At 68.1% G+C, this 11,497-nt stretch carries 13 protein-coding genes and 1 other RNA gene; 4 read left to right on the top strand and 10 right to left on the bottom strand.

The genetic code is table 11. The features are described 5' to 3' along the window. Positions 1-33: 33 nt before the first annotated feature. The 3 genes from dnaK to hrcA all read right to left on the bottom strand — a co-directional run bounded on the left by dnaK (position 34) and on the right by hrcA (position 3,670). On the bottom strand, positions 34-1,956 hold the full coding sequence (gene dnaK, locus AACZ35_RS08300; protein WP_339828149.1) for a molecular chaperone DnaK: 1,923 nt from the start codon (positions 1,954-1,956) through the stop codon (positions 34-36). A 100-nt stretch (positions 1,957-2,056) separates the two neighbouring features. After that, the gene (gene grpE / locus AACZ35_RS08295; RefSeq protein ID WP_339828147.1) at positions 2,057-2,575 is read right to left on the bottom strand and encodes a nucleotide exchange factor GrpE; all 519 of its coding nucleotides are present in this window, start codon (positions 2,573-2,575) and stop codon (positions 2,057-2,059) included. 45 nt (positions 2,576-2,620) lie between these two features. Beyond that, a complete protein-coding gene (gene hrcA / locus AACZ35_RS08290; RefSeq protein ID WP_339828146.1) occupies positions 2,621-3,670 on the bottom strand; it encodes a heat-inducible transcriptional repressor HrcA in 1,050 nt (349 codons plus the stop codon). A 145-nt stretch (positions 3,671-3,815) separates the two neighbouring features. On the opposite strand from hrcA, the gene recN reads away from it, so the two are divergent. Further along, entirely contained in the window at positions 3,816-5,489 is a 1,674-nt protein-coding gene (recN, locus tag AACZ35_RS08285; protein ID WP_339828144.1) for a DNA repair protein RecN, read from the top strand. A gap of 2 nt (positions 5,490-5,491) precedes the next feature. On the opposite strand, the gene fur is transcribed toward recN, so the two are convergent. After that, the gene (fur, locus tag AACZ35_RS08280) at positions 5,492-5,899 is read right to left on the bottom strand and encodes a ferric iron uptake transcriptional regulator (protein WP_339828142.1); all 408 of its coding nucleotides are present in this window, start codon (positions 5,897-5,899) and stop codon (positions 5,492-5,494) included. Positions 5,900-5,998: 99 nt separating this feature from the next. On the opposite strand from fur, the gene bamE reads away from it, so the two are divergent. After that, on the top strand, positions 5,999-6,397 hold the full coding sequence (gene bamE / locus AACZ35_RS08275) for an outer membrane protein assembly factor BamE (protein WP_339828140.1): 399 nt from the start codon (positions 5,999-6,001) through the stop codon (positions 6,395-6,397). Here bamE and AACZ35_RS08270 read toward each other — a convergent pair. Both AACZ35_RS08270 and AACZ35_RS08265 read right to left on the bottom strand, forming a co-directional pair. Further along, positions 6,394-6,678, bottom strand: coding sequence for an RnfH family protein (locus AACZ35_RS08270; protein WP_339828137.1), 285 nt, complete (start codon positions 6,676-6,678; stop codon positions 6,394-6,396). The two genes, bamE and AACZ35_RS08270, sit on opposite strands and share 4 nt — an antisense overlap. 1 nt (position 6,679) lies before the next feature. Beyond that, on the bottom strand, positions 6,680-7,105 hold the full coding sequence (locus tag AACZ35_RS08265; protein WP_339828135.1) for a type II toxin-antitoxin system RatA family toxin: 426 nt from the start codon (positions 7,103-7,105) through the stop codon (positions 6,680-6,682). 66 nt (positions 7,106-7,171) lie between these two features. Here AACZ35_RS08265 and smpB point away from each other — a divergent pair, with 66 nt between their 5' ends. Both smpB and ssrA read left to right on the top strand, forming a co-directional pair. Then, entirely contained in the window at positions 7,172-7,687 is a 516-nt protein-coding gene (smpB, locus tag AACZ35_RS08260) for an SsrA-binding protein SmpB (RefSeq protein ID WP_339828133.1), read from the top strand. 101 nt (positions 7,688-7,788) lie between these two features. Next, positions 7,789-8,140: a transfer-messenger RNA gene (ssrA, locus tag AACZ35_RS08255) on the top strand. A 52-nt stretch (positions 8,141-8,192) separates the two neighbouring features. On the opposite strand, the gene msrB is transcribed toward ssrA, so the two are convergent. The 4 genes from msrB to AACZ35_RS08235 all read right to left on the bottom strand — a co-directional run bounded on the left by msrB (position 8,193) and on the right by AACZ35_RS08235 (position 11,424). Then, positions 8,193-8,639 (bottom strand): peptide-methionine (R)-S-oxide reductase MsrB, encoded by a 447-nt coding sequence (gene msrB / locus AACZ35_RS08250; RefSeq protein WP_339828131.1) that lies wholly within the window; start codon positions 8,637-8,639, stop codon positions 8,193-8,195. Between the two features lie 2 nt (positions 8,640-8,641). Then, positions 8,642-9,070 carry a hypothetical protein gene (locus tag AACZ35_RS08245; protein WP_339828128.1) on the bottom strand — a complete coding sequence of 143 codons (429 nt, stop codon included), beginning with the start codon at positions 9,068-9,070 and terminating at the stop codon, positions 8,642-8,644. A gap of 145 nt (positions 9,071-9,215) precedes the next feature. After that, positions 9,216-10,574 carry an NAD-dependent succinate-semialdehyde dehydrogenase gene (locus AACZ35_RS08240; RefSeq protein ID WP_339828126.1) on the bottom strand — a complete coding sequence of 453 codons (1,359 nt, stop codon included), beginning with the start codon at positions 10,572-10,574 and terminating at the stop codon, positions 9,216-9,218. A 4-nt stretch (positions 10,575-10,578) separates the two neighbouring features. Continuing rightward, entirely contained in the window at positions 10,579-11,424 is an 846-nt protein-coding gene (locus AACZ35_RS08235; RefSeq protein WP_339828124.1) for an ABC transporter permease subunit, read from the bottom strand. Between the last annotated feature and the right edge of the window lie 73 nt (positions 11,425-11,497).

Genomic DNA, 11,497 nt, shown 5'->3' with positions numbered 1-11,497 from the left:
TATTCCGCCGCGCCACCGGCGCGGCAGGAATAATCACTTTTTGTCGTCGTCCTTGACCTCGGTGAACTCGGCGTCCACCACGTCTTCGGCCTGCGCCTGCGGACCCGGCTCGGCGCCGCCTTCCGGCGCGCCTTCCTGGCCACCGGCGGCCGCCGCGTAAAGCGACTGCGCGGCCTGCTGCAGGGACTGGGTCTTCGCCTCGATCTGGGCCTTGTCGTCGCCCTTCATCGCGGTCTCAAGCTCCGACAGCGCGGTTTCGATGCCGGCCAGCTGCTCGCCGGGCACCTTGGAACCGTGCTCGGTGATCGCGGTGCGGGTGGCGTGGATCAGGCCATCGGCGGCGTTGCGCGCGGTCACCAGCTCGTGGAACTTCTTGTCCTCTTCGCGGTGCGCCTCGGCGTCGCGCACCATCTGCGCGATCTCTTCCTCGCTCAGGCCCGAGCCGGCCTTGATCTCGACCTTCTGCTCCTTGCCGGTCTTCTTGTCCTTGGCCGACACGTGCAGGATGCCGTTGGCGTCGATGTCGAAGGACACCTCCACCTGCGGCATGCCACGCGGCGCGGCGTCGATGCCCGAAAGGTCGAACTTGGCCAGCGACTTGTTGAAGCGGGCCTGTTCGCGCTCGCCCTGCAGCACGTGCACGGTCACGGCCGACTGGTTGTCCTCGGCGGTGGAGAACACCTGCGAGGCCTTGGTCGGGATGGTGGTGTTCTTTTCGATGATCTTGGTCATCACGCCGCCCAGGGTTTCGATGCCCAGGCTCAGCGGGGTGACGTCGAGCAGCAGCACGTCCTTGACGGTGCCGGCGAGCACGCCGCCCTGGACCGCGGCGCCGATGGCAACGGCCTCGTCCGGGTTGACGTCCTGGCGCGGGTCCTTGCCGAAGAACTCGGCGACCGCGGCCTTCACCTTCGGCATGCGGGTCTGGCCACCGACCAGGATGACGTCGCCGATGTCGCTGGCACGCAGGCCGGCGTCATTGAGCGCCACGCGGCACGGTTCGATGGTCTTCTTGATCAGGTCGTCCACCAGGGCCTCGAGCTTGGCGCGGGTGAGCTTGATGTTCAGGTGCTTCGGGCCCGAGGCGTCCGCCGTGACGTACGGCAGGTTCACTTCGGTCTGCTGGTTCGACGAGAGCTCGATCTTGGCGCGCTCGGCGGCGTCCTTCAGGCGCTGCAGGGCCAGCGGGTCCTTGCGCAGGTCGATGCCCTGTTCCTTGTTGAACTCTTCGACCAGGTAGTCGATGACGCGGGCGTCGAAGTCTTCGCCGCCCAGGAAGGTGTCGCCGTTGGTGGCCAGCACTTCGAACTGCTTCTCGCCGTCGATTTCGGCGATCTCGATGATCGAGACGTCGAAGGTGCCGCCGCCCAGGTCGTAGACCGCGATCTTACGGTCGCCGCCCTTCTTGTCCATGCCATAGGCCAGCGCGGCCGCGGTCGGCTCGTTGATGATGCGCTTGACGTCCAGGCCGGCGATGCGGCCGGCGTCCTTGGTGGCCTGGCGCTGGCTGTCGTTGAAGTAGGCCGGCACGGTGATCACGGCTTCGGTGACCGTCTCGCCCAGGTAGGCTTCGGCGGTCTTCTTCATCTTCTCGAGCACCTTGGCCGAGATTTCCTGCGGCGCCATCTTCTTGCCGTCGGCGGTCTGCACCCAGGCGTCGCCGTTTTCATGGGCGAGGATGCCGTAGGGCACCAGGTCGAGGTCCTTCTTGACTTCCGCGTCGGTGAACTTGCGGCCGATCAGGCGCTTCACCGCATAGAAGGTGTTCTTGGGGTTGGTGACCGCCTGGCGCTTGGCCGAGGCGCCGACGATGACTTCGCCGTCCTTGGTGAAGGCGACGATGGAAGGCGTGGTGCGGTCGCCCTCGGAATTTTCGATGACCTTGGCCACGCCGCCTTCCATCACGGAAACGCAGCTGTTGGTGGTGCCCAGGTCGATGCCGATGATCTTGCCCATGGTGTTACTCCCTGAAGGATCAGTATCTGTGTTGGCGGCGGCGGCCGCGGATGTTCGGTAAATGGGGCCCGCCGCGGGTTGTTCAAGGGGCGTGAAGCCCTCAGCCGGCGGCAACCACCACCAGGGCCGGTCGCAGCAAGCGTTCGTTCAGGGCGTAGCCCTTCTGGAAGACCTGCACGACGCTGCCCGGCTCGGCGCCGGGGGACTCGAGCTGGCTGATGGCCTGGTGCCATTCCGGGTCGAAGGCCTGGCCTTCGGGGTCGATCTGGGCCAGGCCGTTGTCCTCGCCCACCTTCAACAGCTGGCGCAGGGTCAGCTCAAGGCCGTCCTTGAGCGGGCCGGTGGCGTCGCCGGCGGCCTTGAGGCCGGCCTCGAGGCTGTCGAGCACCGGCAGCAGCTGCGAGAGCAGCTTTTCGTTGGCGAAACGGCGGGCCTGGTCGACGTCGCGGGCCAGGCGCTTGCGCTGGTTGTCGAGCTCGGCGCGTTCGCGCAGGGCCTCTTCGCGCAGGTCGCCCAGGGCCGAACGCAGCTGCTCGAGCTCGTTGGCCAGGCTGTCGGTGTCCAAATCGGGGACGTCTTCGGACGCCTGCGCGTCCGGGTTCGGGTTCTGGTTTTGCATGGGATATCCGGTGGCTGCCCCGCATCCGGCGGGGGTCGGGTACCCCTATGGGGCCGGCGGTTCAGGATTCAAGGCGGCGCCGAGCAGGTCGGCGGTGGCCTGGACCATCGGGATCACCCGCTCGTAGGCCATCCGGGTGGGCCCGATGACGCCCAGCACGCCCAGCACCTTGCCCTGGGCGTGGTAGGGCGCGGTGACCACGGTGCAGGCATCGAGCTGGGCCAGGCCGGTTTCCTCGCCGATGAACACCCGCACGCCCTGGGCCTTGAGGGTGCCCTCGAGCAGCTGCAGGATCTCGCGCTTGCGGGAAAAGGCCTCGAACAGGTCGCGCAGGCGCTCCATGTCGGACAGGTCCTGCACGCCCATCAGCCGGGTCTGGCCGGCCAGCAGCATGTCTTCGGGCAGGGAGCCACCGCCGCCCAGGGCCTGTTCGGACAGCTCGACCGCGGCCGAGAGCAGCTGCTCCATCTCGCTGCGGGTGTCGCGCAGGTCGCGCAGCAGCCGGGCCCGGATTTCGGCCAGCGGCTGGCCGGCGAAATGCATGTTCAGGTAATTGGCGGTCTGCTCGAGCTCGGACGTGGTGTAGGTCCGGCGCGGGCTGATGATGCGGTTCTGCACTTCGTTGTCGGTGAAGACCAGGATCACCAGGATGCGCTGGCCGTCGAGCGGCACGAAATCGATGTGGCGGAAGGCGAACTGGCTGCGCTGGGGCACGGTGACGACGCCGACGAACTGGCTCATCGCCGACAGCAGTTCGCTGGTGTTCGACAGCAGGGCCTGGGTGCCGGCGCCGGCCGGCAGCAGGGCCCGCAGCTGCTGCACTTCGGCGTCCTGCAGGGGTTTCATGGGCAGCAGGCTGTCGACGAACACCCGGTAGCCCTGGGCCGTGGGGATACGGCCCGCGGAGGTGTGCGGCGCCGAGACCAGGCCGATTTCCTCGAGGTCGGACATGATGTTGCGGATCGTCGCCGGGCTGACGTCCAGGCCCGAACGTTTGGCCAGCGTGCGCGAGCCCACGGGTTCGCCGTCGCGGATGTGCTGGGCGATCAGGGTGCGCAGCAGGCGCCGCGCGCGTGGGTCGAGGTCGAAGTCCATGGCCCATAGATAAGGCCGGCGGGGCCCCGGCGCAAGACGTGGCGCCCGCCGGGGCGAAGCCTTACCCGCCGGCGGGCGTCACGCGTCTTGTTCCCTGAGACAGGGGCAGCCGAAGCTCGGGCTTTCAGGCAAAATCGCCGCCAGCATGCTCAGCCACCTCACCCTCCAGGATTTTGCCGTCGTCAGCCGCGCGGAACTGGCCTTCGGGCCGGGCATGACCGTGGTCTCGGGCGAAACCGGCGCCGGCAAGTCGCTGCTGGTGGACGCGCTGATGTGGCTCACCGGCGCCCGCGCCGACGCCGGCGTGGTGCGCCACGGCGCCGAACGCGCTGAACTGGCGGCGGAATTCGGGCTCGCCGACGCCCCGGCCGCGCTGGCCTGGCTGCGCGAAAACGAACTCGACGACGGCGATGCCTGCCAGCTGCGCCGGGTCATGCGCGCCGACGGCGGCTCGCGGGCCTGGATCAACGGCCGCCCGGCCACGCTCGGCCAGCTTTCCGCCCTGGGCGGGCTTCTGGTCGAGATCCACGGCCAGCACGAACACCAGGCCCTGCTCGACCGCGGCCAGCAGCTGGCCCTGCTCGACGCCTTCGGCCAGCACGGCCCGTTGCTCGAAGCCGTGCGTGAAGCCGCCCGCCGCTGGGCCGGCATCGACCGCGAGCTGGCCGACCTGGCCCGTGCCGGCGACGTCGGCGAACGCCTGGCCTGGCTGGAGCACCAGGTCCAGGAGCTGTCCGCCGAAACCCTGGACCCGGAATCGCTGGAAGAACTGGCCGCCGCCCACCGCCGCCAGGCCAACGCCGCAAGCCTGCTGCAGGGCTGCGAAGTCGCCCTGGCCCACCTGGCCGGCGACGAAGGCCTGTCGCTGCAGCGCCTGCTGCACCAGACCCAGGCCGAACTGGCCCGCCTGGCCGGCGACGAACCGCGCCTGGCCGAAGTGCTTTCCCTGCTTGAATCAGCCGGCATCCAGCTGGCCGAAGCCGCCGCCGGCATCGAACGCCTGCACGACGACTTCGATCTCGACCCCGACCGCCTGCGCTCGCTGGAAGACCGCCTGGCCCGCCTGCACGACCTCGCCCGCAAGCACCGCGTGCCGCTCGAGGACCTGGCCGGCCGCCGCGACCAGCTGCAGGAAGAACTCGAGGGCCTGGCCGGCGCCGGCGAACGGGCCGCCCGCCTGGGGCGCGAGCGCGAAGCCGCCGCCCGCGAATGGAATGAAACCGCCGCCCGCCTGGGCCAGGCCCGCGCCCGGTCGGCCACGCAGCTGGGCGAGGCCGTGGCCGGCCTGATGGGCGAGCTGGGCATGGGTGGCGGTGTGTTCACCGTGGCCCTGGAGCCGCTGGACACCACCCGCCCCACCCCACAGGGCGCCGAACGCTGCGAATTCCTGGTCTCCGCCAACCCCGGCCAGCCGCCGCGGGCGCTGCGCAAGGTCGCCTCGGGCGGCGAACTGGCGCGCATCAGCCTGGCCATCGAAGTGGCCGCCCTGGGCTTCGATGCCGTGCCGACCATGGTCTTCGACGAAGTCGACACCGGCATCGGCGGCGCGGTCGCCGAAGTCGTGGGCCAGAAACTGCGCGCCCTGGGCGGCGAACGCCAGGTGCTGTGCGTCACCCACCTGCCCCAGGTGGCGGCCCAGGGCCACCACCACTACCGGGTCAGCAAGGCGGTCGAAGCCGACAGCACGCACAGCCAGGTCGAAGCGCTTTCGGAAAAGGCCCGCGTCGAAGAACTCGCCCGCATGCTGGGCGGCGTCGAGATCACCAAGGAGGTACGCGCCAACGCCCGCCAGCTGCTTTCGCGGGCCAGCGGCAGGTAAGGCTACTTCTTCTTTTTTGCCCGCACGTACAGGACCAGCGAATGGTCCTCGATGTCGAAGCCGTGCTTGGCGGCGATCTCGTGCTGCAGGCGCTCGATTTCCGGGCTGGTGAATTCGATCACCTTGCCGGTATCAACATCCACCATGTGGTCGTGGTGCTGGCCGTGGTCGAGTTCGTATACCGCCTGGCCACCCTCGAAGTTGTGCTTGAGCACCAAGCCGGCCGATTCGAACTGGGTAAGCACCCGGTACACCGTCGCCAGGCCGATGTCGTCGCCGTTGTCGAGCAGCTGGCGGTAGATGTCCTCGGCCGTAAGATGCTTGCGCCCGGTGGACTCGAGCACGTCGAGGATGCGCATGCGCGGGTGGGTCACCTTGAGTCCGGCCTTGCGCAGGTCCTGGGATTCCATGTCGTCTCCTGAATGCCTGTCGTCGCAGGGAGTGGCCCTGGCTGGCGTCGCCGGGCCGTAGTGTATCATCGGCCCCGGACAGTCCCGGATACCCAAGCAATGCGCAAGGCTTTCACGCTCCTGCTCGCCACCACCCTGATCGCCGGCTGCGGCATCGTTTACCGCCAGCCCGTTTTCCAGGGCAACCTGCTCGAGACCCGGAACGTCGAACAACTGCAGGTCGGCCTGACCCGCGCGCAGGTGTTCAGCCTGCTCGGTTCGCCGCCGCTGGCCGATCCGTTCAACCAGTCGCGCTGGGATTACATCGCCAGCGAACGCCGCCGCGTCGGTGACACGGAAATCAAGAACCTGACGCTGTGGTTCGAAGGTGATTCGCTGGCACGCTGGGAAGGTGAATATTTCCCCGAGGCCGACACCGAACTGGCCGCCGAGATGCGCCGCTTCGGCAACCTCGCCCGCGACAAGGACAAGCCGCGTCGTCCGCCCAGCGGCGGCTAAGCGTCGCGCGCCCGGCGCCGCCGGGCCTGCATCGGGTCTATCAGCAGCGGCCGCAGCACTTCCACGCGGTCGCCGTCGCGCAGCGTGTCGCCCGGCTTCACCGCCCGGCCGAAAATAGCCAGGCACTCCATGTCCACCACCAGCCCCGGCACCTTCGCGGGCAGGTCCGCGGCCGTCAGCGCGTCGGCCACCGTGGCGCCCGGCGGCAGCTGCAGCGCCAGCCGCCAGGCGCGCCCGGGCCGGGCGCAAACCACTTCGATGCGCAGCGGCGCGCCGGCCATGTCAGGCGCGATCGGCTTCGCGGCAGAAGTCGTCGACCATGCGGTCGGCCAGGCCCTGGAAGCCCACGGCCATGGCCGTGCCCAGCACCTTGCCGGCGACGTCGAATTCAAGCGTCAGGCTGACCTTGCAGGCGTCTTCGGCCAGGGTGTGGAAATACCAGTGGCCGCTGAACCGGCGGAAGGGCCCTTCCACCAGCTCCAGGTGGATATGCGTGGGCGCCTCGAGCCGGTTGCGCGTGGTGAAGCTGGTGCGCAGGCCGGCCAGGCGCAGGTCCAGCCGCGCCAGCATGTGGGTTTCCGAGGCTTCGAAGACCTCGGAGGCCTCGCACCAGGAAAAGCGCGCCGCGTAGGACGCGACGTCGTTGACCAGGTCGTACATGCGCCGCGCCGAATGCCGGACCAGGGCGTGCCGATGAATGCTTGTCATGGGCTCCTAACCGCGCCCTCCCCCAGCCGGCCCGCGATGGGCGACAATGACCGCCAAGGAAAGGACATGTCGAAGAAAAACAACGCCAAGAATACCGGAAGCGGCAAGGCCAAGGCGGAAGGCAACAAGACCATCGCCCTAAACCGCAGCGCCCGGCACGAATTCCACCTCGAGGACCGCTTCGAGGCGGGCATCGCCCTGCAGGGCTGGGAGCTCAAGTCCATCCGCGCCGGCCGCATGAACATGGGCGACGCCTATGCCGTGGTCAAACGAGGCGAGATCTTCCTGTTCGGTGCCCAGATAACCCCGCTCAGCCAGGCCTCCACCCACGTGGTGGCGGACGACCGCCGCACCCGCAAGTTGCTGCTGCACCGGCACGAGATCGACAAGCTGGTCGGCAAGGTCGAACGCGACGGCTACACCCTGATCCCCACCGCCGTGTACTGGAAGGGCAACAAGGTGAAACTGGAGCTGGCCCTGGCCAAGGGCAAACAAAGCCACGACAAGCGCCAGGCCAGCAAGGACCGCGACTGGGAACGCGACAAGCAGCGCGTCATGAGAAAACATAACAAGGACGCCTGAGACCCAACCGGGGCTGAAGCCCCTCCCTTAGGTCCTTGTGGTCCCCTGCCCCCGCCCCCATACTTGCCGGGTCGGTTGAACGAATCGATTTCCGCGTATCCGGGGGTGACCTGGCTTCGACGGGGGTTGCGAAGTCGACTGGCGCATGCCGAGGGGGTAGCTTTCCTCGTTAATCCAGCTGCAAAATTTAGTTGCCAACGACGACAACTACGCTCTCGCCGCTTAAGGCGTAAGCCCCGAACCCACTTGTGCCCGTGCTCGTGGATGTAGGGTCATTATCACGGAACAGCTGCCGGCGGCGACCCGCCAACCGGTAGTGAACTTAGCGGGTGTGGACGACGGTGTGCCTCGCACGTTGTGTTGCCGTCGTACGAGAATCAACAACGAGCTAAGCATGTAGTGCCGGAGATCGAGTGCTCTCGGACGGGGGTTCAACTCCCCCCACCTCCACCAAACACGCCAACGCCGCCCATCCGGGCGGCGTTGTCGTTTGGGACTTCGGAATTCAGTCGGCGAGTTTCTGCAGCGACAGCGCGTTGGTGCAGTAGCGCAGGCCGGTGGGCGCCGGGCCGTCCGGAAAGACGTGGCCCAGGTGGGCGTCGCAGGCGTTGCAGGTGATTTCGATTCGGACCATGCCGTGGCTGTCGTCGGCCTTGTAGGCCACGGCCTCGTCGGCCAGCGGCGCCGTGAACGAAGGCCAGCCCGAGCCGGATTCGAACTTGGTGCCCGCGTCGAACAGCGGCGTGGCGCAGCAGGCGCAGCCATAGCGGCCGGGTTCGAACAGGCCGCACATTTCCGAACTGTAGGGCCGCTCGGTGCCGGCCAGGCGGGTCACCTGGAAAACGTCGGGAGACAGCAGCGCGCGCCACTGGTCCGGCGTTTTTTCCACGCGCCGGGCGGGCGGCGGGTTGCCCCGCACCGCACGCTCGGTCACCAGTCGCCAGTCGTGCACGCTCAGGCGCCCGGCTCGTCGCCCAGGTACCGGGCGACGCTGGCGCTGGCGGCGTCCACGGCCGACTTGGCGGCCAGCAGGCTGGCCTGGCCGTCGTTCATGGCCGCTTCCAGGGCCTGGATTTCTTCGCTGGCCCGGCGCACGGCTTCGATGGCCCGGTCGGCCGACTGTCGGTCCTGGTCCACCTGGCGGCGGGTTACCCGCCCTTTCGCAGCCTGGGCTTCCGCCCGGGCCAGCCGGTCAGCCGCCTGGTCGCGGGCACGTTCGGCCCGGGACAGGCTTTCACGCGCGGCCTCGAGCTGGGCCTGGCGGGCCTGCACCTCCTGGCTGGCGGCATCCACCGCGGCTGCGGCCTGCGCCAGCTGGGCCTCGACCGCATCGCGATCGCCGCCGTCCTGCGCCCACGCCGGAGTGGCCAGGGCAAATGCCACGGCCAGACCCCAACCCCGTGCGGCGGTTCGCCGCGAGTGTTTCGTATCCAAGCGTCACCTCCTGTTATCAGGCAGGCCGCCCCCTTCGGACCACGCCAACGGGCCGAGTCTAGCTTTTTTTCGCGCGCCTGCGACCCCCCGCGCCTCAGGCGACGTAAACGGTCTGGATATTGGTGAACTCGTGCATGCCGTGTTCGGCGAGTTCGCGGCCAAAACCCGAGGCTTTGGTGCCGCCGAACGGCAGGCGCACGTCGGACTTCACCAGCGAGTTGACGAAACAGGCGCCGGCATCGATCTGGCGCGCGAAACGCTCGCCGCGGGCGGCATCGGTGGTCCAGACGCTCGCACCCAGGCCATAACGCGTGTCGTTGGCTACGCGCAGCGCCTCGGCCTCGTCGGCCACGCGCAGGATCGAGGCCACCGGGCCGAACAGCTCTTCGTCCCAGGCCGGCATGCCGGGTTTGACGCCATCGAGGATCGTCGCCGGATAGTGGGTGTCGCCCTGCCCCGGCTGGCCGCCCAGCAGGACGCGTGCGCCCTTGGCGACGCTGTCCTGCACCTGCCGGTGCAGTTCGTCGCGCAGGTCGGCGCGCGCCATCGGCGCCAGGCTGCTGGCATCGTCATTGGGATCGCCCACCACCAGCTTCGAAGCGGCGTCGGCGAAGGCCTGCACGAAGCGGTCGGCGATGCCGGGCGTGACGATGAAACGTTTCGCGGCGATGCAGGTCTGGCCCGCGTTGCCGAAGCGCGAGCGCACGGCCACCTTCACGGTTGCGTCCAGGTCGGCATCGTCGAGCACCACGAAGGGGTCGGAGCCGCCCAGCTCGAGCACGCATTTCTTGAGATGCTTGCCCGCCTGGGAAGCCACCGCCCGGCCGGCACGCTCGCTGCCGGTCAGGGTGACGGCCTTGACCCGCGGGTCGGCGATGACGTCCGCGGCCTGCTCGTTGTTGATGTGCAGCACCCCGAAGACACCCTCGGGAACGCCGGCTTCGGCCAGAACCTCGGCAATCGCGTCCGCGCAGCTGGGCACGTTGGTGGCGTGCTTGAGCAAGGCCACGTTCCCCACCATCAGGCTGGGCGCGAGGAAACGGAAAACCTGCCAGACCGGGAAGTTCCACGGCATGATCGCGAACACGCAGCCCAGGGGCACGTAGCGCACGTAGCTGCGCGCAGCCTCGGTGGCGATCGCCTGCTCGGCCAGGTAGCCCGCGGCGTTCTGCGCGTAGTACTCGCAGGCATCGGCGCACTTGTCCACTTCGGCCAGGGCTTCGCGGTGGAGCTTGCCCATTTCCGCGGTCATCGTCAGGGCAAGATCGCGTCGCGAAGCCTTCAGGCCGGCGCCCACGCGCTGCAGCAACACGGCGCGCTCGTTGATTTCGCGCCCCGACCAGGCCGGGAAGGCCGCCGCGGCCGCGGCCAGCCGGGATTCAATGGCGTCGCCGTCCATTTTTGGAAAAGGCCGGACTTCCCCGGTCCAGGGGTCTCGATTGGCTTGGCTCATGGTTTCAACCCTTCTGCAGCGCCAGCTGCGCGTCGCGCTGGCGTTTACGTTCTTCGCGGTGCATCACCCACCAGCCGATGACAGCGGCCACGGACACCGCGGCGATCATCAGCGTGGCGAGGGCGTTGATCTTGGGGCTCACGCCCAGGCGCACGGAGGAAAACACCTTCATCGGCAAGGTCGTCGACGAAGGACCGGAGACGAAGCTGGCGATCACCAGGTCGTCCAGGCTCAGGGTAAACGCCAACAGCCAGCCGGAGATGAGCGCCGGTGCAATGATCGGCAGGGTGATCACGAAGAACACCTTCAGCCGGTTCGCGCCCAGGTCCATGGCGGCCTCTTCCAGCGACCGGTCCAGCTCGCCCAGGCGCGAGCTGATCACCACCGTGACGAAGGCCATGCAGAAAGTGACGTGGGCGATCCAGATCGTGAGCATGCCGCGCTGGCCGCCGATGCCGATGACCGGCCCGATGGACACGAACAGCAGCAGGATCGACAGGCCGGTAATGACCTCGGGCATCACCAGCGGCGCCGTGATCAGGCCGCCAAAAAGGGTCTTGCCGGGGAACTGCCGGAAGCGGGTCATCACCATCGCCGCCATCGTGCCCAGCACCACCGAGGCCCAGGCGGTCCAGAAGGCCACCTGGATGCTGACCCAGGCCGCGTCCATCATCTGCTGGTCGCGGAAGAGTTCGCCGTACCACTTCACCGAAAAGCCCGACCACACCGTCACCAGCCGCGATTCGTTGAACGAATACACCATCAGGCTGAGGATGGGCGCGTAAAGGAAAACGAAGCCCAGGGCCAGCATGCCCTTGGTGAACGCGGAATTGCGGCCCGGCTGGCTCATGACAGCCGCGACTCAAGTTCTTTGGACTGGTAGCGGTGGAAGATGGTGATCGGCACGATCAGCAGCACCAGCA

The organism is uncultured Arenimonas sp., assembly GCF_963976025.1.
Lineage (GTDB): Bacteria > Pseudomonadota > Gammaproteobacteria > Xanthomonadales > Xanthomonadaceae > Arenimonas.
Note: the sequence above shows the minus strand (reverse complement) of the source record. Positions and strands in the feature narration are given on the sequence as shown.

What these genes read in the sequence shown, in the direction of transcription:
- dnaK (WP_339828149.1), bottom strand. Translation starts at nt 1,956, where the DNA reads ATGGGCAAGATCATCGGCATCGACCTGGGCACCACCAACAGCTGCGTT.
- grpE (WP_339828147.1), bottom strand. Translation starts at nt 2,575, where the DNA reads ATGCAAAACCAGAACCCGAACCCGGACGCGCAGGCGTCCGAAGACGTC.
- hrcA (WP_339828146.1), bottom strand. Translation starts at nt 3,670, where the DNA reads ATGGACTTCGACCTCGACCCACGCGCGCGGCGCCTGCTGCGCACCCTG.
- recN (WP_339828144.1), top strand. Translation starts at nt 3,816, where the DNA reads ATGCTCAGCCACCTCACCCTCCAGGATTTTGCCGTCGTCAGCCGCGCG.
- fur (WP_339828142.1), bottom strand. Translation starts at nt 5,899, where the DNA reads ATGGAATCCCAGGACCTGCGCAAGGCCGGACTCAAGGTGACCCACCCG.
- bamE (WP_339828140.1), top strand. Translation starts at nt 5,999, where the DNA reads ATGCGCAAGGCTTTCACGCTCCTGCTCGCCACCACCCTGATCGCCGGC.
- AACZ35_RS08270 (WP_339828137.1), bottom strand. Translation starts at nt 6,678, where the DNA reads ATGGCCGGCGCGCCGCTGCGCATCGAAGTGGTTTGCGCCCGGCCCGGG.
- AACZ35_RS08265 (WP_339828135.1), bottom strand. Translation starts at nt 7,105, where the DNA reads ATGACAAGCATTCATCGGCACGCCCTGGTCCGGCATTCGGCGCGGCGC.
- smpB (WP_339828133.1), top strand. Translation starts at nt 7,172, where the DNA reads ATGTCGAAGAAAAACAACGCCAAGAATACCGGAAGCGGCAAGGCCAAG.
- AACZ35_RS08240 (WP_339828126.1), bottom strand. Translation starts at nt 10,574, where the DNA reads ATGAGCCAAGCCAATCGAGACCCCTGGACCGGGGAAGTCCGGCCTTTT.
- AACZ35_RS08235 (WP_339828124.1), bottom strand. Translation starts at nt 11,424, where the DNA reads ATGAGCCAGCCGGGCCGCAATTCCGCGTTCACCAAGGGCATGCTGGCC.